General features: G+C 71.4%; 8 protein-coding genes. All 8 read right to left on the bottom strand.

Features of this window, described 5'->3' with window-relative positions; all coding sequences use genetic code 11:
• Positions 1-19,039, bottom strand: a 19,039-nt coding sequence (locus tag SSP08S_RS57730) for a hypothetical protein (RefSeq protein ID WP_051106162.1), incomplete at its 3' end; no start/stop codon positions are given.
• A gap of 18 nt (positions 19,040-19,057) precedes the next feature.
• Positions 19,058-19,423 (bottom strand): hypothetical protein, encoded by a 366-nt coding sequence (locus tag SSP08S_RS51130; RefSeq protein WP_019075406.1) that lies wholly within the window; start codon positions 19,421-19,423, stop codon positions 19,058-19,060.
• A 7-nt stretch (positions 19,424-19,430) separates the two neighbouring features.
• Entirely contained in the window at positions 19,431-19,880 is a 450-nt protein-coding gene (locus SSP08S_RS51125; protein WP_019075405.1) for a YbaB/EbfC family nucleoid-associated protein, read from the bottom strand.
• 40 nt (positions 19,881-19,920) lie between these two features.
• Complete coding sequence (locus SSP08S_RS51120) at positions 19,921-23,040, bottom strand: AAWKG family protein (RefSeq protein WP_026179540.1); 3,120 nt, start codon at positions 23,038-23,040, stop codon at positions 19,921-19,923.
• Between the two features lie 99 nt (positions 23,041-23,139).
• On the bottom strand, positions 23,140-23,589 hold the full coding sequence (locus tag SSP08S_RS51115; protein WP_019075404.1) for a type VII secretion system-associated protein: 450 nt from the start codon (positions 23,587-23,589) through the stop codon (positions 23,140-23,142).
• Positions 23,590-23,710: 121 nt separating this feature from the next.
• On the bottom strand, positions 23,711-24,034 hold the full coding sequence (locus tag SSP08S_RS51110; RefSeq protein WP_019075403.1) for a WXG100 family type VII secretion target: 324 nt from the start codon (positions 24,032-24,034) through the stop codon (positions 23,711-23,713).
• 47 nt (positions 24,035-24,081) lie between these two features.
• Entirely contained in the window at positions 24,082-24,420 is a 339-nt protein-coding gene (locus SSP08S_RS51105) for a hypothetical protein (protein ID WP_019075402.1), read from the bottom strand.
• A gap of 221 nt (positions 24,421-24,641) precedes the next feature.
• Positions 24,642-26,222: a type VII secretion protein EccB gene (gene eccB / locus SSP08S_RS51100; RefSeq protein ID WP_019075401.1), complete on the bottom strand. Its 1,581-nt coding sequence runs from the start codon at positions 26,220-26,222 to the stop codon at positions 24,642-24,644.
• Between the last annotated feature and the right edge of the window lie 59 nt (positions 26,223-26,281).

Genomic DNA, 26,281 nt, shown 5'->3' with positions numbered 1-26,281 from the left:
GTACCAGGTTCTGGAGGCCTTGCCGCGCCGCCCGGAGATGACCCGAGCCCTGGTCGGTGGTCTGCGCGTGCCGCGCCACCGCCGTGAGGGTCTGGCGTACGGCGTTGGGCCGGGCGAGCCAGTTGTCGGTGCCCGCGTCGAGGGCCGGGTTGGCCCGCCGCAGGTGGGTGCGGACCAGGTCCGGTGCGCTGCCGATGACGGCGTAGAGGAGGCAGTTGCCGTCGCCGGGGGTCTGGACGGCGTGGCCGGCGGGGGTGACGTACGGGGAGAGCGGATTGGCGGCCGGGGTGGTGGTCGCGGTTCCGGTTCCGGTCCCGGTCGCGGTGGTGCCCGGGGGCGGGGGCGACTGGTCGAGCGGGGCCGCCTTGGCTTTGCCCTTGCCCTTGTCAGGCCCCTTCGCCTTGTCGTGGCCCTTGCTCTTGTCGAGACTCTTCGCCTTGTCGAGGCCGGCGCTCGTGCTCGTCTGCTTGCCGGGCGCCGGCTTCTTGTTCTTGTCTGTCTTCTCGGTCTTGCCCGCCTTGCCGGTCTTACTGGTCTTGCCGGTCTTGCCGGTCTTGCCGCCGCTGGTACCGGACTTGACCGGTCCGCCGCTCTTCTTCGGCTGCTGCTTTGCCGGAGTCGGTGCGGGTGTGGATGTGGTCGTGGCCGTGGTGGCGGCGGGCGCGGGTGTATGGGTCTGGCCGCCGGCCGGGAGGGGGGCGGTCCGGCCGTCGGGGGCGGGCCAGCGGGGCGGGGTGGTGGCGAAGGTGGTGCGCGGTGACTGTTCGGGGTTCGGGGCGCTGTCCTGGATGTCGACGGCCAGGTCCGCGAGTGCGTCGGTCGCCGCCGTCTGGTCGGCGGCGGCCTGCAACTGCGCGGTGACGGCCGCGACGACCTGCCCGTTGCTCCGCGCGACGTCGTTCTCGGCGTCGGTCACGTCCTTCCGGGCGTCGGCCTCCTGCTCCCTGGCGTCCCGCAGGTTGTCGGCCTGACGCACCACGTCCGCCGCGTCCTGCTCCGCCTCCTCCACGGCCTCCTCGAGGTTCTCCTGCTCCTCGGCGATCCGCGCCGGGCCGACCTGGACAATGCGCTGTGCCTTGGTCAACTCCGCTCGCTCGGTGACGAGTTGAGCGGCGGCCTGCTGAATCGCGCGGTCGGCGGCGGTGATCGCGGGGATCGCGGCCTGCACGCGGGGGTCGTCGGCGACATCGGCCGCCGGGGCGTGGGAACGCGGTGCGCCGGGCGCGACGGGAGCGGGGGTGGGGGTAGGGGTGGCGCTCGACTGCCCGCCCTTCGCGGCCTGTTGGGCGGCGGCGCGTTCCGTCCGTACGGCGTTCTCGGCCTGCGTCAGCGCGGTCAGGGCCGTCTGGAGATCGTGACGCCCCCTGGCCTCGTCCCGTACATGCTGCTGGATCGCCGTCGGCAGGGTGGCGACGGTCCGCTGGGCGTCCGCGTACTCCCGCCTCATCCGCGTGACCAGCGCCTCGGCCGTGCGCGCGGCCTTCTCCGACGCGGCGGCCTTCTCCGACGCCCGCTGGTGGACGACGATCGCGTCCGCGACCGCGCGCTCCGCCTCCTGGTGGTCCGCTACGGCGGTGGTGTGCGCCCGGTTGGCCTGCTGGAGGACGACGGTGAGGCTGGTCAGGAGCTGCGGGGTGTCGGCGAGGGTCTCGGCGGCGGTGTGCAGGATGTCGGCCTGGGCGTCGAAGGCCGTCCACGCGGTGGTGAGGTCCGGGTCGTCGGTGATGAGGGCACCGTCGGGGGTGAACTCCCAGCGGCGGATGCCCTGTTGGTCCCGGGTCATCAGCTCCAGCGGCCGGTTGCCGAGCACGGCGGCACGCGAAGCCGCGTACAGGGCCTGACCGAGACGCTCGGCCTGCGGATCGTCACCGAGGGCCACCCAGAGCTGGACGCCGTCGCTGCCGGCCGGTATCGCCGAGTGCAGACGTTCGGGCAGGGTGTGCGGCTCGGCGGTGGCCCAGTCGGGGACCAGCGCGGGCAGGTCGTGGAGGTTCGGCGGCAACTCGGCCGAGGTGAGCAGACCGTGGCCGAGGAGGTCGCGTTCCTCGACGCGAAGGGTGACCGTGCCGGTGACGTGACGGGTGCCCTCCGGCCCCTTCACCAGCAGATGGGCATCGGCGTCGACGACGTAACTCCGCGTGCCGCGCGCCCCGTTGGCGGGCGCGGAGGTGCTGCCGGACTTGAGCCAGTCGCGGCGGGAGCCGGTGGTGGTGCCGCCGAAGGTGGAGGGCTGGGTCTGTCGCTGGGCGAGCGGCACGCTGATCCCGGCGATCTCGTGGTTGTCGTCGTCGCCGGTGAGGAGCTGTGTGTACGAGGTGGCGAGGGAGTGGTCGGCGCCGGCGGCCGTGCTCACCGTGTCGGTGGTGTTGTGGAGCTGGTCGAGGGTGACGTCGTCCGCGTGCGTGGAGCGGCGCGGGTTGTAGAGCGTCACCGCAATCGTCGGGGGCTGGTCGGGCGCGCCTTCGAAGGGCGCGGTGCCCGGCATCTTGCGAGTGAGGTCGGCGGCCAACCGGGGGCGGTCCAGGGCGACTTGCCCGGCCTGGATCAACTGGCCCAGCCGGACCGCCTGTCCCTCCACCGAGACAGAGGTGATCTGCGCGTGCCAGCCGCGTCCGCCGCGCGGCGCCACGTCGTTGAGGGCCGTCCCCAGGTGTGCCCAGCCGTCGAAGTGGAACGCCGGGGTCGGCCCCACCGGGTGGAACATCTGCGCGGACACGAGATACGGGCCGGGGGCGGGGAGGCCGGCCGGCCGCACCCTGTTGCGCGGGTCGGTGCCGGAGACGGCGGACGGGGGGTTCACCCGTGCCGGGCCGCCGGGCGGGGTGGTCTCGGTGCCGGTGAAGCGCAGGGTCAGCCGGGTCCGGACAGTGCTGGTGCGCGGGTTGCCCCGCTCCAGCAGGGCCTGCGTCCAGCGGCGTACGTCGCCGTCCGCGTCCGCCCAGGCGATGACACCGTTCTGGATCAGGCCGCCGATGACGTTCGGCGGCCAGTCGGCGACCAGCGCGGAGCGGACGGACAGCTCGTAGTCGTACTCCAGGCCGTCGAAGTCCGCGCCGTTGTCGGTGCGCAGCCAGAAGCGGTTGTCGGCGGTGGTCGCCCGGCGGGTGGAGACGCTGGTGGCCGACTGCGGGGTGAACACCGGGGCCGCGCGGTCGGTCTTGCTCGGGTCCGGGCCCTGGTTCGGGCGGAGGTAACGCGTCGTCAGGGTGACCGGAAGCTGTGTCTGGCGGACCGAGGCGCGGGTGGTCGTGCGGCCGGCGGCGGTGTGCGACTGCCACTGTTCGAGGCCGGAGCCCGGGGTCGAGGAACCCAGGACGGCGGCCAGGTTCTGGGTCCGCCGGGGCACGGCCGTGACCGTGACCTCGACCAGCCGTTCGCCGCCGAAGCCGTGGTGGCGGAAGTGGAAGCGGGTGGTGGCCCGGCGCGGGGTGCCGTCCGGGCCGCGCCCGGGCAGTGAGCGCAGCCCGGCGGGCGAGCTGAGTTGAGCCACCCGGCCGTGCACACCCTGCTGGTAGCCGGGGTGTCCCGGAGTGACCGCGCCCGGCGCCTCCGCCTCCACCAGCGCCAACAGCTCACGCCTGATCTGCCCGCGCCGCTCCCTCGGGTTGACCGGCCCCAGCGGGATCTGGCCGGCGGCCGGCCCGGTCGTCGGGACGGGGGCCGCGGTGGGGCGGTCGTACTCGATGACGGAGAGAACTCCGCCGAGGCCCAGTTCGCGGTTGCGGGTGTACGGCGCCGGGAGGGGCGCCGTGAGGGTTGGGGCGGGTGCGGGGGCGAGGCCCTGGACCGAGCCCATCCACCGTGCGTCGCGGGCGAGTTGGCCCTGGGTCATGAGGAACTGGAGGCCGTTCGGGACGTCGACCGCGAACGTGACGGGGGCGACCGTGCCGGGGTTGTTCAGACCGTTGAGCGGGGTGCGGGAGCCGGGGCCCGTCGAGGCCAGACGGGTGACGGGGCCGACCGGTTCGGGCTCGCCGACGCCGTTGAGGAGCGTACGGGAGCCGGCCCGGACCGTGACCACATAGGTGACGTCCGCGACCACCCGGTGCAGGTCGCCGCTCTCGGTGGGCGTGCGGTTGACGCCCGTGCTGGCGGAGAGGGTGTCGGCGGTGTCCGTGCGGGACACATGGCCGAGCCGTGCCGAGGGGTTGAAGAGGCCCTTGTACGACTTGCCCGCGGTCTGGCTGGTGGAGACCGAACCGTCCGACTCCGGACCGGTGTTGCCCTGCCCGGCCGCGTTCGTGGGGCCCGCCGGCCGGCTCGGCGGGTTCTGGGTGAGCACCCCGCTGCCGCCGAACTGGTGCGACTTTCCGAGGGACTTGAGCTGCTGCGCGCTGTCGGTGGCGGAGACACCCGTCTCCAGGTACTGCCGGGTGGTGTCCAGCAGGCGGGGCGTGTGTGCGACGGCCTGGATCTCCAGGGTGTACTGGCCGTCGGCGAGCGTCCCCGGCAGGCTGAGGCCCTCAACTACGTAGGAATTCTTGAACAGTTCGTGCCCGTGGGCGACGAGACTGCCCGGCGTGATCGCCGCGTGGCGGGTCTCGGCGGCGCGTGTCGTGCTATCCGTCAACCCGTGCCCGGCGAGCGGGGAGATGCCGTCGCGGGCGGGGCGGGCGGGTGCGGGGGCCGGGGCCGTACCGGTGGTTGTCGTAGGGGCCGTGCCGGTCGTCGCCGGGGCGGTGACCGGGAGGATCGGGCCGGTGCCGGTGCCGGTGCCCGTGGTGGCGGGGGGCGTCGGCTGTGCCTGGCGGCGGATTTCGGCGGCGGCCCGCTGGAAGACCGACTCGATGGCGGCGGCACCGCGCACGGTGTCGATCAGCGCGTCGTCCGGTATCCGCACCAGCTCCGGGCGCGGAACGCCGTTCGCGTCGGTGCCGTCGAGCCGGGCCATGTCCACCGGGTTGGTGGGGCGCGGCACCCCGTCGGCCGGTGCGGTGGGCGGGGTGGGGGCGGCCGAGGGCGCCTGGGTACGGCCGTGCGGCACGGCGAGGCGCAGCGAACCGGAGACCGTCGGGGGGTGGACGACCGGAGGTGCGGGAGGGGCGGGGGCGGCAGGGGCCGTACCGGTGACGGGAGGCGCGCCGGTCACCCCGGGCGCCGGGGCGGCCGGTGCCGAAGTCGAGGCTGAAGCCGGAGCCGGTGCCGGAGCCGCCGCCCGGTTGATGTTCTCCCCGAACCGCTCGGTGGGCCGGTCGCCGTCGTCCGCGTACAGGTCGAGCGCCAGATGCACCGGCACCTCGAACTCGTGGCTGTCCTGCCCGGTGGCGATGAAGAACTGGTCGTGCCCGGTGGCGCCGCCCACGGTGTCGCCGTGCGTGATCTGCCGACCGTACTGGTAGTCGGCCCCGAACCCGATCGACCCCCAGGTGCCCGTCGGCCCGCTGACACTGGCCATCGGCCCGAGCGCACCGCCGTAGGACTCACCGCGCTGCTCGGCGTCGCTGCCCGCCATCTGCGCCAGGCCCATGACCTGGATGCCGGGCAGGATCAGGTTGTGGCTGCTGGCCTGGCCGGTGTCACGGGTCGCGGTGAGGAGCAGCCGGACCCGGCGGACGCCGGTGTCCGTGCTGTTGGGCACCTCGAAGTGCAGGGCGTGACCGCCGTCGACCATCGCATCGGTGGCGGCACGCAGCCCCGTACGCGAACGCGCCTCGCGCAACCGGCGCAGGTTGTTGAGCTGGGCGTGCAGCCGGATCTGGTGCTCGGGCTCGTGGTCCCGTACGGCCTGCTGCAGCCGGGCGCCGATCCCGGTGGGGCGGGTGGCCGTCGGGGCGGGCGGCAGGAAGCCCTGGCTGCGCAGCCAGGCCTCGGCCTCGTCGAACAGGCCGTCCGTGCCGGTGACGTCGAGCGGGGCCGTGCTCAGTCCGATGCCGTCCAACCGCTCCAGCGCGTCCGGGAGTTGGCGCGTCTCGTCGGCGGCCGGCGGGCGGCCCGTGGCGTCCGCCTTGTTCAGGACGCGCAGGTCCATGCCGTGCGGCCGAGTCAGCGTCGGGGCCGCCGACTCGGTGCCGTCCGGGCGGATCAGGGTGACGTGATAGGCGACGCCGGCGGGGGTGAGCAGATGACCCCGGTTGGTACGGATGGCGTGCATCGTGCCGGCCGAACTGCTCGCGCTGTACGTGTTGGTGACGGTCGCCTGTGTCTGCCCGCGCAGACCGAGACTGCCGCCGATGACGCTCGACGCGTCCGGGTGACCCTCGCTGTGATCCCCGGTGAGAGCGGCGGCGCCGCTGCCACTGACCCCGATCCCGCTGGTGTACCTGGAGGACAGGTCGACCTTCGCGGTGTTGACCAGGTGGCTCTCCAGGTTGATCTGACCCGGGGTGCTCTCCCGCAACGGCGTGCCGACGGTGGGCACGGTGACCAGGTGCAGCATGCCGACCGCGTTGCCGCCGGCATCGGTGATCACGGGCGAGTAGATGCCGCCGTCCACCTGCATGGGCAGCGTCCCGCGCAGCACCTGCTCCGAGAGGAAGTCCGACACCTGCCCCGCGGCTGTCTCGTCGAGATCCGCGTGGAACGTCTGGTGGACATGCTCGTACAACGCACGCGGATCGATCACCGAGTCGACCCCGTACAGGGGCAGATCGGCGACATCGGCCGGCGCGGGCAGCGAACCCGCCGCCGGATCGGGAGTCGTGAGGTGCCGGGGGAACCAGATCGTGGTCGGACCGTGCGCCTCCGGCTCGCCCCAACCGTCCGCCGCCGGGGCGGTGGCAGGCGCGGTGACCGCCGGGCCGTCGACGCGCACCCGCCAGTGAGTGGTGAACTCCACTGGATCGGAAGGCTCGTTGGACCGCTGGGCCGACGTCGTCTGCACGGCCTGCGTGACGGTGGTGGCGTCGCTGGCCTGGTTGTGCGTGATGGCCGCCGTCAGCGAACCGTCGATGGCCCGTACGGCGGTCGGCGCCGTGATCGGCCATGACCCGGTCCACGGCACCTGGAAGGTCCGATACGTCCCCGACGGCTGACTGGAGAAGTTCTCCCGCGTCCCGAACCCACGCCGCTCGACATGCTTGTCGGGGTCCCGCGTGTCGAAACGCCCCTGCCGCAACGACCTCCGGGCCTCGGAAAGCGTCAGCTGTACGTCGACGGTGTGATCGTTCCCGTCGACCCGGACCGTGATCCGGTAACCGCCGTTCGAGCGCAGATACGGCAGCTGAAGCGCGAGACTCTCCCGGCTCAGGGCGTCCCGCACCTGCCCGCGCACCGACTCGGGAGGATTGTCCACGTCCAGCCCGAGCGCCTCGTAGACCTGCCCGTGCAGCCCCTCGATCACCTCGTCGGAGAACGGCTCCGCGTAGACGAGCCCGACCGCGCCGTCCGGGACCGCGCCGTAGGAATTGACGTAGGTGGACGGGAGTTGGGTGCGCGGGGGTGGTGGAGCGGTCGGAGCCTGGGAGGCTGGCCAGGTGGGGGCGGTGTCGGTGGGGATGGGGGTGGAGTCGGGGTCCTGGGTCGGGCCGTCCGTCAACTGATCGCTGTGGTCGTGGAGTTGAGGACCAGACGCCGTGACGTTCTCAATGATGCGCAGGTAACGGCCGGGGATGTGGACCGGTCCATGAGCGGTGTCGGCCATGAGACCGGTGGTGCGGACCGCGGTGCTGTTGGGGTGATTGCGCAACAGGAAGTCGTTGTCCCGCTGCTCGTCCGGCAGACCCAGGTAGTGCAGAGCCTCGTGGAGAAGATCCGCGTCCGAGTGGCCCAAGTCCAGGTGGAGTTGGTCGGCGCGGGCAGGATCGGTGGAGTCGGTGAGGGTGATCGCCTCGGGGTGGGTCGGGTCGCTGATCAGGTTGAGAGTGACGTGAAGCTGATCGCCTGAACTGGGCAGCTCCAAGCCGGAGTTGAGGTGCGTGTCCAGAAGACCACTGATCCGGTCCTTGAACTGCTGAGTGAGAGCAGGGTCGTTGGTGGAGACCGGAAGGTTGAGCGTGTAGTCCCGCACCCACGTGCCGTTCGGCGCCTGGATACGACGGATCCGCGTACGGACCAGAGTCGTCGCACCACTGAGAACACCGGGACGCGGCGGGCTGGACTGGTCCGCGTGCGGATCAAACCGCTCGGTCGAGTGCACGGCGGGACGGGCATGCGCACGCAGCCCGAACCACGAGTCCTTCGGCGCGGGTTCGAGGACATGCGACGCGGGACTGTCGTCAGCGGCGTCACGGGTCGGCGCGGGACGGTAACGGCCGTCCGGCAGCAGGCTGTTGGCGTCCTCCGGACCCCGGGGCGCGCTCGACGTGGTGATGGCTGTCGGGTCGACGACGAGGGGGTCGGCGTCGGTGGCGCTGTAGTGGTTCAGGCCGGTGTAGTGGACCTCGACGACCCTGGTGGCGGTGGCCGGTCCGATGCGGGTGACGGTGTTGGTGGTGGGCGACTTGCCGGGCCGCAGTACTTCCACGGCCAGGTCCAGGGTGTCCGCGAGCAGCGGGAGGAACAACTCGCCCTCGTCGCTCTCATAGGCCCCTGCCCAGTTTCTGACGGCACCGACCGCGTGGGCCAGTTCGGCCTCGGTGAACTGCACGGTGCTCTCGGTGTAGCCGTGGCCGAGCAGTGTGCGGAGCTGTGCGTCGGAGAGTTCGGCCGGTGTGGGCAGCCGACCGGTGTCCCGGAGATACGTGAACATGTCCCGGACGCCGGGCTCCGCCGGGCCGGGCGCGTTGTCCGCGGTCCGCGCTTCGATGTAGCGCGTGGCGATATCGTCCAGTTGCTCCGGCTCCGTCACGCCTTCGATGCCGTACTCGCGCAGGGAGGCGAGGAGTTCGGGCCGGCTCATGGTCGCCGTGCGCCCATGGAACCACTGTACGAGCGTCTGCCGTACCTGGCCCACCACCTCGTGCGGCAGCGGGCGCTCGCCTTGGGCGAGGAGCAGTCGGGCTTCGGCGAGGTTGCGCAGCCGGTCCGCCGCGAGCATCAGATGCCGGCCGGCCTGGGGCATCGGGGTGTTCCCCGCCTCCCAGTGGGTGAACTCGGCCAGTCCGGCGCGGACTTGGCTCGGCCGGCCGAGCCAGGCGTAGGTGTCCGGGGCCTCGTCGCGCAGTCCGGGCAGCGCGTCGCGGACCCGCTGCGGGTCGGTGCCGATGAACGTGTAGAGGATGCACCGGCCGTCGCCGCGCGTGGCGACCGGAACGCCTCGGGCCGCCCGCGTCTGGAAGGCCGGGGGCAGGGATGCGATGCGGTGGGGGCCGGGCGACGTGTGGTCGCCGTGCTCCTGCGCCGACTCGGTGGAGTCGCCACCGGAGGTTTCCTGCGCGGGCGCCTTCCCCTTCCCCTTCCCCTTGCCCTTGCCCTTGCCCTTGGCTTCGCTCTTGGCCTTGGCCTCGTCCGGGGTGGGGGTGGCGGTGTCCCGCGCGCCGCGGGGTGGCGTGTTGCCGGTGGAGGGGCCCGCCGTACGGGGGCGGCCCGAGCCCGGCCGACGTGGGGCGACGGAGGCCAGCGTCGAGTGCGAGGTGGGCAGCGCCGAGGGGCCGGCGGCCAGCACCGAACCGGCCTCCAGGGTCAGAGCCGTCTGCGCGTTCGTCCGGCCCAGCGCGGCGGCGTCGCGATCCCGCAGGGCGTTGTCGATCCGCGTGTCGATCTCGTGGAGCGCCTGCTCCGCCTGCTCGTGGATCGCGCGGGTGTCCTCGTGGACCCGGGCCGCGTCCCGCGCGCGTGCGCGAGCCGTGCCGGCTTCGGCGCGCAGGGTGTCGGCCGTGGTCCGGACGCCCGGGAGTTGCGCGCGTGCCTCTCCCAGGGCCGCCTGGTCGCGCTCCAGCCCGGCCTCGGCGTCCCGGAGCGCGCCCTGGTCCCGCTCCAGCCCGGCCCGTACCCCGGTGAGATCGGCGTTCAACCTGTCGACCTCGGCGGTGGCTTCGTCGATCTGCCGCGCGAGACGGGGGTCTACGGCGGGGGCGGGGGCGGTGTCGTCCCCGACCGGCGGTCCTACGGCCGTCTCCGGTCCGGGTCCGGCGTTCGCCGGGTCGGCGGTTCCCGGTGTCGCGGCGGTGGCGGCGCGGTCGGTGAGTTCGTTCAGGCCGCGTCGGGCGGTCATGACCTGGGCGCTGATACGTGCTTCGTTGCGCTCGCCCGCGGCAACCGCGTCGCGGAGCGGGGTGATCCTGCGGTGGGCCGCGGAGACCTCGCCGACCAGGGTCCCGACACGGGTGGTGAGGTCGTCGAGGTTCTGTTCGGCGCGGTCCGCCTGCTGCTCGGCGGTGGTCGCGGCCGTATCGGTCCGGTCGGCCTCGGCCGCCGCGTCCGTGAGCGCGGTGGCGGCCTCGTCCAGGGCGGCCTGGGCACCGGGCCGCAGCCCTCGCTGCCGGCCCTCGTCGAGCAGCGCCGCCGCGTGCTGCGTCTCCGCCAGGTCGAACGCGGCGGCGGCTGTCTCGAACCTCGTCCACGCCCGGTCCAGGGCTACGACACCGGTGGTGGAACCCGGCGCGGTGTCACCCGTGCCGTCCGTACCCGGTGTTGCCGTGTCCCCCGCCGTCGACGGGCGGGTGAGTGTGCCGTCCGGGTCGAGGGACCAGATGCGCAGCCCCTCGGGGCCCCGGGTGACCAGTTCCACCGGGCGGCCGTTGGCCCGGGCCAGGCGTGAGGCGCCGTAGAGGGACAGGGCGAGGCGGGAGCCGTCCGGGTCGGGGCCGGTGGCCACCCAGAGCTGGTATCCGTCGTCCGTGGGGTCGACGCCGTCGGACAGGGTGGGCCGTACGGTCCGCAGCGGTGTCGTCGCCCAGTCCTCGGGCGCGGTGTCGGTGCCCGCGGTGAGCAGGGCGGGGAGGTCGTAGACACGGGGTACCGGACGGGGGTCGGTGATGCCGTGGCCGAGGGCGTCGCGCTCCTCGACGCGGATCGTGGCCGTACCGGTGACATGGCGTACGCCGTCGGGTCCTGAGACCTCGATGTGCACGTCGGCGCGGACCTCGTAGCTGCGGGTGCCGCGGCCGTCGGCGGGGAGGCTGGTGCTGCCGGTCTTGAGCCAGTCGCGGCGCCCGCCGGAGACCGTACTGCCGAAGTCGCTTGCGTCCACGGGGCGTTGGAGCACCGGCGGGGTCACGCCGAGGAGGTTGCGGTCGGGGTCGTCGGCGCTGAAGACGGACGGCAGGGACAGCCCGCCGGTGGTGTCGCCGCCGGAGACCGTGCTGCTGTTCTCCGAGCTGATCCGGAGGCGGTCGATGGTGACGTCGCCGCCGTCGGAGACCGCCCTCGGCCGGTACAACGAGACGGTGAGCGTGGGCCGTTGGTCCGGCGCGTCGTGGAGCGGGTAGGCGCCCGGCATCGTCGGCAGCATGCCGCCGACCTGGCGGGGGGTGTCCAGCGAGAGGGTGCCGGACTGGATGAGTTCGCCGAGCCGGATCGACGCGTTCTCGTCGGAGGTCGAGGCCGGCAGGGAGCGCCAGCCGCTGCCGGTGGCGGGGGCCACCTGGTCGAGGGCGGTGTACAGCTCGCTCCAGCCGTCGAAGCCGTAGACCGGGACGTTGCCGGTCGGCCGGAAGAGGTCCGTCTCCCGCAACGCGGTTGTGCCGTCGGTCGGTTGGCGGGGGTCGACGCGGGACAGCGAGGGCGGCGTGGGATCCGGCAGCGGTCGGCTGTCCGTCTCGCTGCCGGTGAAGCGCAGGCTCACCCGGGCCGGTACCCGGACCTGGCCGCCGAACTCGCCGGCGAGGGTGCGGCCCAGCCAGGAGCGGGTCGTCGCGTCGGCGTCGTCCCACGCGATCACCCCGCGCTGCACCAGTGCGCCGAGGACGTTGGGCGGCCAGTCGACGACCAGTGTGGAGCGGACCGTGGCGACCAACTCGTAGTCCAGGTCGTCGAAGTCGGCGGCGTTGTCGGTGCGCAGCCAGTACCGGTCCTCGGCGGTGCGCCCCTGTTTGGCGACCTTGTTCGACGAGTTGGCCACATTCATGGAAGGGCCGAGCCGGTCCGTGCGGTCGTCGGTGTCGGGGCGGGTGAAGCGGGCCGTCGGGTTGAAGGTGAGGCGGTGCTGCCGGCCCACCGAGGAGGAGAGCGAACGGCCGTCCGCCGTGTGTGAACCCCACTGTTCTATACCGGACTTGTCGCCCGGCACGGCGGTGCCGCGCAGTGCGCCGCGCTGTACGGCGGTGCTCGTGGGGCGGGCCGAGAACGTCACCTCGACGAGGGCCGAGCCGCCGAACCGGTGGTGCCGGAAGCTGTAGGTGGCCTGTCCGTTGCCGCGCCCGATCAGCGCCCGCTTCCCGGCGACACCGGTGTTGTCGGCGATCAGCGCGGCGACACCGGGCAGGTAGGAGGCGTGGCCGGGGGTGGTGACGCCGGGGGCGTACCGGTGCACCAACTGCCGTACGTCGTGCTGGAACCGGGAGCGCTGCTCGGCTTGCCGGGTCGCCGTCGGGCCGGTCCCCGGGTCGGAGAGTTCGGTGACCGAGTTGACCGTGGCCAGGCCGAGGGTGGCGTCGCGGACGTAGCGCTCGGGCAGTGACGGGCTGGTCCGACCGATCGTCGACGGGGCGGGCGGCTGGGGGGTGACGGCGCCCATCCACCGTGCGTCGCGCCGGAGTTGACTCTCCGTCATCAGGAACTGGAGTCCGCGCGGCACGTCCACGGCGAGCCGGACGGTCTCCCCGGGCCCGAACCCGAGGGAGTTGGCGAGCACGTTGCGGTGTCCGGACCGTACGGTGATCACATAGGTGACGTCGGCCGTGACCCGGTGCTGGAGGCCCGACTGGGTGGGTGTCCGGTTGGTGGCGGTGGTGCTGGTGAGGGTGTCGGGCCGGTCGGTCTTGCGGTCGTACTGGTAGCGGCCGGACGGGTTGAAGCGGGACGGCGTGGGGGCCGGGGCGGCGGGCTGCCCGGGCACGGGGGTGGGGGCCGGCGGGTTGTTCTGGGTGGCCGAGCCGCCGACGCCGAACTGGTGCGTCTTGCTGAGGCCCTTGAGCTGCTGCGCCGTGTCGGCGGCGGAGATGCCGGTCTCCAGGTACTGGTTGACGCTCTGCGTCAGCCGGGGGGTGTGGGCGACGGCCTCGATCTCGATCGCGAGCTGGCCGTCGGCGCCGAGCCCGGGCAGCGTCAGGCCCTCCACCACATAGGTGCCGCCGAAGATCTGGTGCCCCCGGCCGACCAGCGCACCGGGCGAGAGCGCGGTGGTCCGGGCCTCGGCGCTCACCGTGGTGGTGTCGGCGAACGGACTGCCGACGAGTGAGCTGCTCAGGAACCCGGTGACATCGCCGACCAGCCGGGAGACCCGCCCGGGCGGAGGGGCGGGATCGGCGCCGTTGCCGTCACCCGCGTTCGCGTTGGCGCCGGTGACGATCCGGCGGAAGGCGTCCTGCAGCGCCGCCGAACCGCGCACCACGTCGATCAGCGCGTCGTCCGGGACGCGTACCACGTCCGGGTGCGGGCCCGGCTGCCCGTCGTCGCCCGGGACCGTCATGGCCAGCCGCCGGGTGTCCTGTGGCCCGACCTGCCGGACGGTGTACGGCGCACCGGCCGGCGCGGGCTCCGCGGCGTCCACGGTCCGCGCGTGCGGGACGGCCAGCCGGACCGTGCCGTCGACGCCCGGCACCCGGGCGGCCTCCACATCACCTGCGGTTGCTGGCCCGGGCATCGCCTCGCCGAACCGGGTCACCGGGTCCTGGCCCGGGCCCTCGTACAGGTCGAGCGTGATGCGGGCCGGTATCGCGAACTCGTGGGTGTCCTGCCCGGTGGCGATGAAGAACTGGTCGTGGCCGAGCGTGGTGCCGGCCGTGTTGCCGAGCGAGGCCTGGCGGACGTACTGGTAGTCGCCGGTGCCGCTCAGGGTCCAGGTGCCCCCGTTCGGGGTGGGCCCGGTGATCCCGGCGCCGGCGCCGAGACCGCCGCCGTAGGTGTTGCCGAGCCGCGCGGTGCCGCCGCCCCCGCCCTGCGCCAGGCCCATGACCTGGATGTCGGGCAGCACCCTGCGATGCACCGGGTCGCCGCCCGTGATGTGGTGGGCGCCCAGTTCCAGCCGTACCCGGCGGCGCCCCGTGATCGCGGGGATCTCAAGGAACAGCGAGTGGCCGCCGTCCACCATGGAGTCCGTCGCCGCGCGCAGCCCGAGCGGGGAGCTCAGCTCGCGCAGCCGCCGCAGATTGTTCAACTGGGCCTGCACGAGCTTCTCGTCGGGCAGCCGGCTCCGCCGCGGTGCGGTGCCCGCCGGCGGGGGTGCCGGGGGCAGGAAGCCGTTGTCCCGCAGCCAGGTCTCCGCGTCCGCGAACAGCGTCTCCGTACCGTCCACGCCGAGCGGCGCGGTGGACTGCCCGATCGACTCGAGTGTCGCCAGCTCGTGCGGCAGCGCGCGGACCTCGTCCGCAGCCGGCGGGTGGCCGCCCGCGTCGTCGGCGCCCAGCACCCGCAGATCGAGCGCGTGTGTCCAACTCCCGGGCGTGTAGGCGGAGATGGTGCCGTCGGGGCGGATCAGGGTGAGGGTGTACGCGACGTCGGCCTCGGTCAGCAGATGGCTGCGGTTGGTGCGCACCGCGTGCATGGTGCCCGCGGAGTTGCTGGTGCCGAACATGTTCTGCGCGGCGAGGGAGGCGGTGCCCTTGCCGTTGACGGTGCCGCCGATGTCGTGGGAGGCGTCCGGGTGTCCCGCGCGACGGTCGCCCGTGAAGGTCGGCCCGACGCTGCCGCTGAGGCTCAGCCCGCTGTTGAACGTCGTGTTCTGGTCGTTCTTGACCACGTTGACGACATGGCTCTCGAGGTTGATCTTCTTGTCGAGGCTCTTGGCCACCGGGGTGTTCCCGGTGATCCGCGCGTCCAGCCGCATGATGCCGACCGCGCGTCCGCGCGCGTCGGTGAGCACCGGCGAGTACAGCCCGCCCTCGACCTGCATCGGCAGCGTGCCCCGCAGAATCGGTTCGCTCAGGAAGTCCGCGAGTTGGGCCGACGAGGACTCGTCCAGGTCGGCGCGGAAGTTCGCCGCCGCGCCCTCGTACAGCCGCCGCGGGTTCAGCACCGAGTCCACGCCGTAGACGGGCAGTTGGCCGAGTTCGGCGGGGTCGGGCAGCGCCTGGCCGTGATCCCGGTCGGCGTCTACGAGGTGCTGCGGGAACCAGACGGTGACCGTTCCGTGCTGCTGGGCCGCACTCCAGTTCTGCGCGGGATCGGGGTGCGCGACGACAACTGCCGTATCCGCTGGGCCTGTTGGGTCCGTGACCGGGGGCGGCGCGTCCACGCGCACCTGCCAGTTGTCGGTGAAGTCGTAGGCCCGGGAGGGCTCGTTGCTGCGCTGGGCGCTGGTGGTCTGCACGACCTGGGTGACGGTGGCGGAACCGTCCGCCTGATTGTGGGTGATGGTCGCGGACAGCGCGATGTCGACCCCGCGGACCGGGCCCGCCGCCCCGACCGGCACCGACAGCGTCCACGGCACCGGAAGCGTCGAGAACGTGCCGGACGGCTGCGCGGAGACGATCTCCCGGGTGCCCTGCCCGCGCCGCTCCACATGCTTGTCGGGATCACTGGTGTCGAGCGCGCCCTGCCGCGCCGACGGCCGCCGGTCGCCGAGCGTCAGCCGTACGTCGACCTCCCGCTCGACGCCGTCCACGTCCAGGACGATCCGGTGACCGCCGAGACTGCGCAGATACGGCATGTTCTGCGTCAGCTGCTGCTCCGAGAGCACGTCCCGCAGCTGCGCGTGCACGGGGTCGTCCGGGCCCGGGGCGGGCCGGCCGAGCGCGGTGAGCACCTGGCGGTGCAGCCCGTCGACCAGGTCCGGCGAGAGGGGCTCCATCATGACCAGACCCACCTGGCCGTCGTGCCGCTGCCCGTACCCACCGAGGTAGGAGGTACGGCGCCCACCGCCGGCCACCACCTCGGTGGGCGTGGTGGTGTCGCCCTCGGGGGTGGTGAGGGTGATCTCCGGGACCGGCGGGAGGGCGGGGGCGGTTTCGGTATCGGTATCGGTATCGGTGGGATCCGTCCCCGTCGGATCGGTGTGCGTCGGGAGTGTGGAGGTGGTGGCCACCGGGGTCGGTGTCGTGTCCGCGGTGGGCTTGACCGGGGCGGGCGGGTCGGCGCCCGGCTCGCCCTTGAGCGGTCCCCGGGGACCAGTCCCCCGGGGGTCGTCGGCGGGGTCGCCGACCAGGGTGCCGATCAGGGCGAGGTGACGGGGCCTCAGCCCACCCGATGTGTACGCCGGGTCCGACGCCGCAGGCGTGAACAGCGTGGGGTCGCCCATGAGGCTGGCCGTACCGCCGCGGTGCGGGGCGGCCGAGTCGAAGCCGCTCTCGTCGCGCAGACCGAGCTGGTGTCCGACCTCGTGGGCCAGGTCGGAGTCGGAGATGTCGGCCGGCCAGGAGTGGTGCGTGGTCGGGGTGCCGTCCGCCGGGTCGGTGAGCGTGACGTCGAGGTGCGCCGTCTCACCGGGACCGGCCGGTACGACGGTGACGCGCAGCAGGCTCCCGTCCCCCAGCCGGTGGCCCGGGGCGTTGAACACCCGCTGCACACCGTCCGTCAGCCGCTGCTGGACACCGTCGACCTGTGGCCCCAGGCCCGGGTTGCCGGTGAGCCGGTAGGTGACGGTGAGATCGGTGACCGGCTCACCCCCGTGCTCGAAACGCCGCACGGCGAAACCGGCCCGCACGACGTACTGGGTCCGTGTGCCGTCCGCCCCGACCGGCCGGGACACCGGGTCGACCCAGGTGTGACTCCGCTCCGACGGCGTCGCCCCGGCCCGCGCGTCCGCGTAACTCCCGGGCACCGGGGTGGTGTTGGGCGTCACGGAGGGAGTGAGGACGACGGGTTCCGGGGTGGGGGCTGGGGTGGGGGTGAGCGTGTTGTCCGGCACCGGGTCGGACGTGACGTCCGAGGAGGTGTGCACGGGCGCCGGCGCCGGCGTGTTGGAGGGGACGGTCTCCGGCGCGGGATCACTGTCCGGGGCCGAACTGGTCGTGGGGGGCGCGCTGTTGCTGGTGGTGGTGACGGGCGAGGGGAGGTCGGTGCCGGTGTGGGTGCTGCTCGGGAGGGGGGTGGGAGCGGTGGTGGTGGGGGTATCGGTGCCGGAGTTGGTGCTCGTATCCGTGCCGGTGTTGCTGTCGACGCCGGAATCGGAGCTCGGGGAGGCGTCGGAGCCGTGCGTGGTGTCCGTGGTGACGGTGTTGTCGTCGGACGTCGTGCTCTCCGGGCGCCCTTGTGTCGTCGTACGAGGATTCCCACCGGAGTTCGAGGACGTACCGGAACCGGCTGCCGGGCTACCCGAGTTGGTACCGCCCTGGGTGGGCACACCGGACCCGGTCGTGTTCGTACCGGCGCTGGTACTCGGCGGCACGACACTCGTGCTGGGTCCACTCGCAACCGGAACGTCCGTCGAAGACACGGGAGTTGAGGTGTCCGAGGTGTCGGTGTCGCCCTGCTGAACTGTCCGTACGGGCGCGGGAGTTCCCGTGTTCGTGGTGTGCGGGCTGCCGCTGGAGTTCGAGGGTGAGCCGGACCCGGTAGTGCTCGTGCTCGACGGTACGACGCCGGTGCCGGGCCCGCTCGCCGCCGGAACGTCCACCGCAGGCGCCGGAGTTTCCGACTCCGTGGTGTGCGGAACGGAATCGCCCGTGTCGACCTGCTGCGGTGTCCTCGTGGGTGTGCTCGACGACGAACTGCCCCCACCGCCCGAACTCGTGCTCCCGTGCGGGATGTTGCTCTGCAGGTCTCCCCCGTCGACCTTCACCTCGTCGAAGTGGACGTCGGTGTCGATGTCGGGGAGGTCCGTGTCGAGGTCGGTGGAGCGAGGCGGCGGGGTGGTTGTGGAGGTGCGCTGCGGGGTGTTGACCGTAGACGAACTGCCGTTGTTCGACGTCGTGTTGATGGGGCCGGGGCCCGATGTCGTCGGCGAGTTGTCGTCGGCGGTGGATGGGGTCGACGACGAGTTGGTCTTCGAGGGGCCCGTGTCCGTGTCGGAGTCGGTGTCGGACTCGTCCGGGAGGTTCGCCGTGCCCAGGGTGTTCACCGGTGCCGGGGTGTTGAAGTTGAACTTGTCGCCCACCGCGCTCGCGCCCTGGCCGAGGTGGCGTTCGCTGATCGAGCTGAGGCCGCTGCCGAGGAAGGTGTCGAGGGAGTCGACGGGGAAGCCGAAGATGGACGCCATGGCGAGTTCGGCGAGAGTCTCCGCGCCGCCCTCGGTGAGGAAGTGCTCGGCGTCCTCGCCGAATTCGTGCTTCAGCTTGTCGCCGAAGGACTTCGGCTTCGGTGTGGGCGTCGGGGTCGGCGTCGGTGTGATGTGCGGGGTCGGGGTGGGCGTGGTCTTCGGGTTCGGCGTGGGGGTCGGCTTCGGGTTCGGCTTGGTGTTGACGTCGGGGTTGTCGAACTTCTGGTTGAACTTCTTCCCGTTGCCGGTGACGTCCTTGAACGGGTTGTGGCTGCCGAAGATGTTCTTGAGGTTGTTCTTCAGACCCTTGCCGAGGTCGGTGAGGAGACCGTGGAACAGGCCGGCGAAGGCGCCGAACGCGCCGTCCTGGAGGATCTGCGTCCAGTCGAAGCTGTTGGGGCGGCGGCCCTTGGGCGCACCGAGCATCATCGCCAGCCGTACCGCGAAGGTGGTGAACGCCTCCTCGATCGCCTCGGTGATGCTGGGCATCAGGTGCGTCTTCTTCATCAGCCATTCGAGCAGCGTCAGAATGGCGACCCGGCTGCGGGCCTTCGCCACCGCGGCCTGGCTGGAGGCGGAACCGCCGGTGAAGGCGGACAGCACCGCGATGACCAGCAACTCGATGAGCAGCCGCACCAGTTCGGCGATGATCTGCCACTTGGACTCCATGATGTCCATGGAGGACTTGGTGCGGGACTGCCCGATGCCGTCGAGCTGGTCGGCGAAGTCCCGCAGGTAGTTGACGCCGCCGCTGTCGAGGAACATGTGCATCGCCCGCACATAGTTGTTCCCGACCTGCGGCGGCAGCGCGCGCCCGACCCCACCGGCGGTCTGCTCGATCAGGTCCGAGAGGTCACGCATACGCCGGCCCAGCCGCTCGTACGGCTTGCCGTTGGCGTAGGCCATGTCCTCGTCGGCCTGGAGGAACTTCTCGCCGATGAGCACGAACATGAGGTTGTTCAGCTGGGGCGACGCGTGGATGGTCATCAGGAGCGGTCCGCCGCGTCAGTGCTTTCCGTTGTGCGAACCGGTGTTGGTGTCGCCCGAGTTGGTGCTGGAGTCGTGGATGGCGTCCAGGACGCCGTTCTGGGTGCCGAGCACGCTCTTGAGGTTGGTGAGGGTGCCGTCGCCGATGCTGACGATGGCCTCGGAGAGGGACGAGCCGGTCTTGATGGAGCCCTCCCGCTGTTCCTTCTCCTGCGGCAGCATCTGCTTCGCGTAGCTGTCGTTGTCTCCGGGCCAGCCGGAGGTGGACGACACATCGGTGATGAACTCGCTGATCATCTCGTTGGCCAGCCGGCTGATCTGCTCGATCTGCCGGGTGCCGGCGATGAGCGCCGGCGGGCTGGCGGAGTAGGCGTTCTCCGACATCGTCTTCTCAGTCCTCCGGGTCTTCGCTGATCTCGTCGCGGAGCCGGCCGGCTCCGCGCCGCCGGCCGCCCTTGGGGCCCTCCAGCACTCCGGGCCCGAAGATCTTGTTCCAGTCCACGTCGAAGCCGGTGATCTCGGGCGCCTCGGGGTTGGCCTTGGTGAACGGCTCGAAGGTGGCCATGACATGGCGGGCCATCCGGGCCCGCGCCTCCTGCACCGCCTCCAGCACGCTCGCGGCGAGCTGACCGGCGGGCATCGTGCGGTACTTGTCGTCCAGGAAGGTCACCGCGCGCAGGTCGCCCTGTGCGCTGACGGTCACCTCGACCGCGCGGTCCGCGGAGCGCACCGTGCTCTCGGCGTGGGCGAGTTCGCCCTCGGCGCGGGCCACCGCGGCCTCGGTGGCCTCCAGTTCGGCCATCGCCTTCGCCAGCCGCTGCTCGATCGACTCACTGCTCATCGGGCACCTCGCACACGGTCCCGAACAGAACGTCCCGTGTTCATCGGCCGATCACCGCCGGCGAACCGCCCTCGTCCGTGCCCCAGACGTCCTCGTCCTCGGTGAGCCACGCGTCCCGGGCCCGGTCGCCGCTCTCGGTGGAACGGCCGTTCTGGCCCGCGCCGTTGCTGCCGGGGCCGCCCACCGGGTAGGGGGCGCTGGACGTGGTGGGCCGGGTGTACACGACGTCCTCGTCCTCGTCCACGGAGGTCGCCCGGTTGGTCCGGCCGCGCCGGGTGGTGCCGTTGGACGGGTCGGTGAGGACGGCCCGGGTGCGCTCGGTGTTGCCGCCCTGTCCGCCGCCACCGCCTCCCATACCGCCGCCCATGCCTCCCATGCCGCCCATCCCCATCGGGTTGAGCGGGGTGCCGCCCGACGCGCTCTGCTCGCCGGTGGAGGCGGCGGCGAGAGTGCTGGTGTCGAGGGCGTCGGAGCGGAGCGGGCCGCCGGTGTAGGGGGTGCTGTCGTAGTCGTCGTAGCCGCTGTCGAGGCCCGAATCCAGGCCGCCGCCGGACGTGTTGAGGCTGCCGCCGCCGAGTCCGCCGCTGTTGAGGCCGGTGGTGTTCAGGCCGCTGGTGTCGAGGCTGCTGCCGTTGTTCAGGCCGCTCGTGTCGATGCCGCTCGTGTCGATGTTGCTGCCGTTGAGGCCGCTGGTGTCGATCGAGGACGAGGGGAGGCCGCTGCCGTCGATGTCGGTGGTGGTCGTGTGGCCCGAAGGGTCGGTGGTGGTGAGCGCGCCGGTGTCCGGGTTGAGGGTCTGGACGGAGCCGTCCGGGAACTTCGTGGTGAGCGTGCCGTCGTTGTTGAGCGTGGTGGTGGAGCCGTCCGGGTTGGCGAAGGAGTCGCCCGGATTGAGGTGCGTGGTGGTGACGTTGCCGGAGGGGTCGGTGACGGAGATCTGACCGGTGTCCGGGTTGAGGGTCTCGGTGGAGCCGTCCGGGAAGTGGGTGGTCACCGAGCCGTCGGCGTTGAGCTGGGCCGGCGAGCCGTCCGGGGTGGTGAAGGAGCCGGCGGTCGGGTTGAGCTGCGACAGCGAGGTGGTGCCGTCCGGGTTGAGCGTGCTGACCTGACCGGTGGTCGGGTCGATGGTCTGGCTGGTGCCGTCCGGGAACTTCGTGGTGAGGGTGCCGTCGTCGTTCAGGGTGGTGGTCGAGCCGTCCGGGTTGGTGATGGTGGTGCCCGGGTTGAGCTGGGAGACCGAGGTGGTGCCGTCCGGGTTGGTGGTGGTGACCAGGCCGGTCGACGGGTCGATGGTCTGGGTGGAGCCGTCCGGGAACGTGGTGGTGAGGCTGCCGTCGCCGTTGAGCTGGGTGGTGCCCCCGGTCGGGGAGTTGAGCGTGGTCGAGCCGTCCTTGGTGGTGTCGCTGCCGTTGTTCAGGAGCGAGGGGCCGAGGGTGTTCAGCGCGGCGTTGGCGAGGTCGGTCGGGTTGTTGCCGCCCGAACCGTCGTTGTTCAACAGGCTGTCGCTGTTGAGGTTGTTGAGGTCGTCGAGCCCGCTGCCGACGTTGTTCAGGCTGTTGCCGAGATCGTCGTTCAGGTTGTTGAGGCTCGAATTCAGGCCGTCACCGATGTTGTTGAGGCTGTCGTTCAGGTTGGTGTTGAGGTTCGTGCCGAGGTTGTTGAGGCCGTCGCCGAGGTTGTTGAGGTTGTCGTTCAGGCCGTCGTTGAGGTTGTTGAGGTTGTCCCCGAGGTTGTTGAGGTTGTCGTTCAGGTTGTCGTTGAGGTTGTTGAAGTTGTCGCCGAGGTTGTTGAGGTTGTTACCAAGGTTGTTGAGGTTGTCGTTGAGCTTGTCGTTGTTCTCCTTCGCCTCCTCCTCGGCGATCTCGTTCTCCTCCTTCTGGAGGACCTCGGAGAGCGTCTCGTTGTTCTTGTTCTTGACCTCTTGGTCGAAGGCGTCCTGCACGTCGGCCCAGGCGTTCTTCACATTGCTGAGCGCGTCGATGGCCGGCTGCTTGAGCTTGGAGTCCGCGTGGTCCGACCAGCTCTTGACGGCGGCGTCGGCGACCTTCTGCCAGGTGGTGTGCTGGGTGAGGTCGCCGTACTCGGGGACGGACTGCTTGAAGTTGGCGTCGGTGGAGTAGGAGGTGTAGTCGCCGCCTCCGTACTCGCTGTAGGTGGACGTCGTCGACGACAGCACGTGGTTGATGTTGTTGTTGATGACCCACTGACTGATCCCGTCGAGGATCTTCTTCACGTGGTAGTGCGGGTCGTGCTGGCCGTCCGACGCCCAGTCGTTCCACGCGGTCTGCAGATCGGTGACCGCCTGCTTCAGCGCCGTCTGCGCGGCGGCCAGCGCGTCGCTCAGCTTCGACTTCGGGACGTAACCGCCGAGGGTGGTGTTGGTCGGCGTGTAGTCGGTGCCGCCCAACTGGGAGACGTAGCCGTTGTAGTTGGTCTTCAGCTCGTCGAGGAGATGCCAGAAGAGGCTGGCCGCCTTGCCCTTCCAGGCCGCCTGGTCCTCGCCGAGCGAGGTCATCCACTTGTCGACGATGTCCGAGTGGTCCTTGAAGAACTGCACCACCCGGTCGAAGGACTGGCCGGTGGTCTCGAAGGAGAGCATGTCGACGGCGTTGGCGTCGATGACCGACAGTCCGCTGTACTCGAATCCCTGTGTCGAGTACGGCGACGCCAGGATGTGGTCGAGGACCAGCTTGCTGCCCGAGATGTACTGGGCCATCGGCCCCGAGTCCCACTGGACGTGCGAGTACGAGCCCTCGAACGCGCCGCCGCCGGTGGTCTCGCCGCCGCTCCAGAGCGTGGCGCGGCCGTTCCCGTCGACAGTGACGCCGATCATCACGATCCGGGCCTTCTTCATGCTCACGCTGTCGTGCGCGCCGTCCCCGCCGGCGTCGTAGAAGGCCAGGTCGTAGTCCTCGCCCTTGTTGACCTGCCAGCCGCCGATCGCCGAGTAGTCCGCCGCGGTCACCGACCTCATGCTGATGCCCTGGATGTCCATCCGGAACAGCTTGAGGTCGCCGAAGTCGTCGTTGGCGGAGCTGCTCAGCTTGTTGAACAGCGTGGACCGGGCCGGGATCGTGTAGCCGGTGAAGTCGGTGACGGCCTGGGCGAAGTAGTCGTCCGGGTCGTAGTTGGCGGTCCCGGTCGTGGTGCTTTCGGCCATGGGGCGGACTCCGCTGCGGAGGAGGAGGGGGACTGGGTGGGGGGTTCCACGGGTGCGGGGCCCGGTGCCCGGCAGGAGCCGGCGGGCCGCGCACCGGCCTCAGGAGGTCTTCGAGTCGCTGCCGCTCATGTCGCCGTCGACGGTGTCGAAGATGTCCAGCAGCTTCTCGCCGTCGATCGAGTCGAGACTGTCGCCCTGTGTCTTCAGCAGAGTGGTGATCGTCTCGTCCAGCGCGTCGTCGATGTCGTCGAAGAGCGTCTTCTGATCGGTGAGGATCTTGTCCAGCGCGGTCGCCTGCGTCTTGAGCGCCTCCACGAGCGTGGACCCGCCGACCGGGTCCGAGCTGTCGCCGCCGTTCATCAGGCCGATGCGCAGGATCTTGGCGAGTCCCTGGGCGGAGCCCGCGCCGGTCTCGGCGATCAGGTTCTTCAGGGACCGGACGCCCGCGTTGTCCTTGCGGATGTTCACCAGATCGGTGATGAAGTCGGCGACGTCGGTGTTCTTGAAGTTCTTCAGCGCGGTCGAGTCGAGGTGGGTCAGATCTGCCATGGGTGCCTCCGCGGGCGGAACGCGCCGACCCTGGCGTACGGCGCGGCGACGGAACGGGAAGGAGCCTGGACGACCGCACCGACCGCGAGGAGACCGGCCGGTGCGGTGGGGGCCGGCCGGCTCAGCGGCCGATGGTGACCTCGGACCACATCTGGCTGAGGGAGTTCTCGCTGTACTTGTAGCTGTTGGAGATCTCGTTGAGGAGCTGCGAGTGCGAGGTCAGCAGCGTCTCCATGTTCTGTACCGCGCCGTCCCAGGCCGCCTGCTTCTGGCGGTAGGTGTCGGCGTCGTTGCCGTACCAGGTCTTGGACAGCTCGCCGAGTTCGGCTTCGAGGTTGGACAGCGTCTGGGCGATCGCCTTGGTCTGCGCCACCATGTCGTCCGCGGCGTTCGACATGTGGTTGTAGCTGACGTAGATGACACCGTCGGACAGGTTGTCTGCCACAGCTTGCCTCTCTTACGCGATGGGGGGAGTCGGACGTGGGCGCGAGGTCAGCCGGCGAGCTGGTCGAAGGCCGACTGGGCCGCGCTGTACGCCTGGTTGATGGAGTCGTTCGAGGAACCCTGGGTCTTGTTGTGTTCCACGAGGCTCTGGTTCAGCCGGTCGATGACGTCCTCGAGGTTCTTGAGGATGACGTTGCACTGGCCGTCCCACTGCGCGAGGAGCTGGCCGTACTGGCCGCCGTCGCTGCCCTGGTAGCCACTGCCCAGGGTGGAACGGGTGCTGTCGACGTCCTGACGGATCTTCACGATGCCGCTGAAGGCGCTCTCCAGGGCCTGGATTCCGTTCCGGGTCGAGCCTTCGCTTGACTGCTGGCCATCTCCAGCCATCGTCCCACCTTTCATCAGTCGATCTACAGTACGAGTACAACTGAGCCTAGATTGAAGGAAGTTGCGACGGCAACGAACTGAGGTAGATCTGAGGTTGCCATCGGGTTCCCGTCAAATGCTTTTACTGCTAGGCAACTTGACCGGAACACGTGACTCCGCGGATTCCGGTTCTGGATCCGTTCCGGTTTGGCGTGAACACGATCTCGATCGGCGAGAATTCGTCAGTTGGCCGCCGGGGACAGTGAGTTGGAACTCACACCCGACTGCGGCGCTCCGGCCCCACCGCCCGCCGGGACGCGCCCGGCGATCTCGGCCGGATCCGAACCGGCACCGCCGGGGCCCGATCCGCCGGTCCCGCACTGAGCCGCCGCGCCCGGTGACTGTGCGGCTCCGCCCGAATCCGACGCGGCGGCCCGGGCGCTCAGCTCCGGCCCGGTCGGCAGCATCGACAGCAGTGTGGACGGCACCCGTACCGGGGTCGCGCCGTCGTAGCCGAGGGCGGCGAGCGCGTTGGAGTCCGGGATGCGGTACTTCACCCCGTCGTCGCCGACCAGGAACGTGGTGTCGCCGACCGTCTCGCCGGCCGCGCCCAACGCCCTGACCAGCGTGCCGTGTCCGGGCCTGGCCACCACCGTGTCCACCGGCACGCAGGCCGCGGTCAGCGCCGTCGGGTCGGCCTGCGCCGCCGGGGAGAGCGCGGTCTCGGCGACCCGTACGGAGGTCACCCGCACCTGTCCGCCGGCCGGGTCGACCTGGGCGCACACCGACTCCCCCGCCGCGAGCGCCAGCGCGCTGGGCGGACTGTCCGGCAGCCCGGCGACGGAGGGGTCCGTCCCGGCCGTTCCCGGTGCCTGGTGGGCCCGCAGGTCGGAGACGTCGATCGTGGCGACGTTCGGGGCCCCGCCGTCGTAGGCCTCCTTGCGGGTGTCCGGATCGCCGAGGAGCAGCGCGGACTGGGTGTCGGTCACCGGATGCAGGCCGTCCTTCTGGAGGAGATACTCCTGGTTTCCGGAGCCCGCGACCACGCGGAAGACCTGGCCGATCCGGGTGGCCCGGCCGCCGAGTTCGGGTCCCGCCGTGCCGCGGCCGTCGACCTTCGGGGTGGCCAGGTCGGGGCCGGTCACCAGGGCGTCCAGGAAGGCCGCCGACACCGGGCGGGGGGTCACGGGCGCGTAGCCGAGGGACTCCGCCGCGCCCGAGTCCTCGTCCAGCTCCAGCCGGCTGCCCTGCCACACCAGGTAGGTGTGCTTGTCCGGGCCCTTCACCACCAGCGCCGACTTCGCGCCGACGGCGGCCGTCTCCACCGGGGCGCCCGGCACGAGGGTGGTCCCCGCGCCGGTGCCCGTGGAGCAGACCTCCCACGGCGAGGACTCCAACTCCCCTGTCGACGGTACGGAGTCGGGGGCGCCGGTGATGCCGACCGGCCGGCCGACCGGGGTGCCCGCGAGCGAGGCCGAGCCGACCGAGGTGGTCTTCAGGTCGGAGCCGCCGATCAGCACGGCCGAGGCGTAGTTGCGCACCGGGCGCAGCCTGCCGTCGGCGTACAGGTAGCGGGCGCCGGTGTCCTTGTTGACGATCAGGGTGTCGCCGCTGCGCCAGGCGTCGTTGCCGCCCGGCTTGAGCAGCCCGAACACCAGCGCCCCGGCGCAGAACAGCACACCGACGATCACCCCCACCAGGGCGCCCCGGCTGGTACGGCCCAGCGGGCTCTCCGGTGCGTCCGGGTCGGCCAGCAGCATGCCCGAGGTCAGGCGGCCCATCATGAACGTGTGCGCTTGCACCTGGTCGCGCTTCGACCGCACGCTTTCCTCCTGCTCGGTCGTTCAGGTTCGGGTCGGGTCGGGTCGGCCCTCGCGGGCGG

The sequence above is a fragment of the Streptomyces hokutonensis genome (assembly GCF_000376565.1).
Classification (GTDB): domain Bacteria; phylum Actinomycetota; class Actinomycetes; order Streptomycetales; family Streptomycetaceae; genus Streptomyces; species Streptomyces hokutonensis.
The sequence above is the reverse complement of the archived record's forward strand: the minus strand, read 5'-3'. Positions and strand labels throughout refer to the sequence as shown.

Excerpts from the sequence above, each read along its gene's own strand:
- SSP08S_RS51130 (WP_019075406.1), bottom strand. The coding sequence starts at position 19,423 with ATGTCGGAGAACGCCTACTCCGCCAGCCCGCCGGCGCTCATCGCCGGC.
- SSP08S_RS51125 (WP_019075405.1), bottom strand. The coding sequence starts at position 19,880 with ATGAGCAGTGAGTCGATCGAGCAGCGGCTGGCGAAGGCGATGGCCGAA.
- SSP08S_RS51120 (WP_026179540.1), bottom strand. The coding sequence starts at position 23,040 with ATGGCCGAAAGCACCACGACCGGGACCGCCAACTACGACCCGGACGAC.
- SSP08S_RS51115 (WP_019075404.1), bottom strand. The coding sequence starts at position 23,589 with ATGGCAGATCTGACCCACCTCGACTCGACCGCGCTGAAGAACTTCAAG.
- SSP08S_RS51105 (WP_019075402.1), bottom strand. The coding sequence starts at position 24,420 with ATGGCTGGAGATGGCCAGCAGTCAAGCGAAGGCTCGACCCGGAACGGA.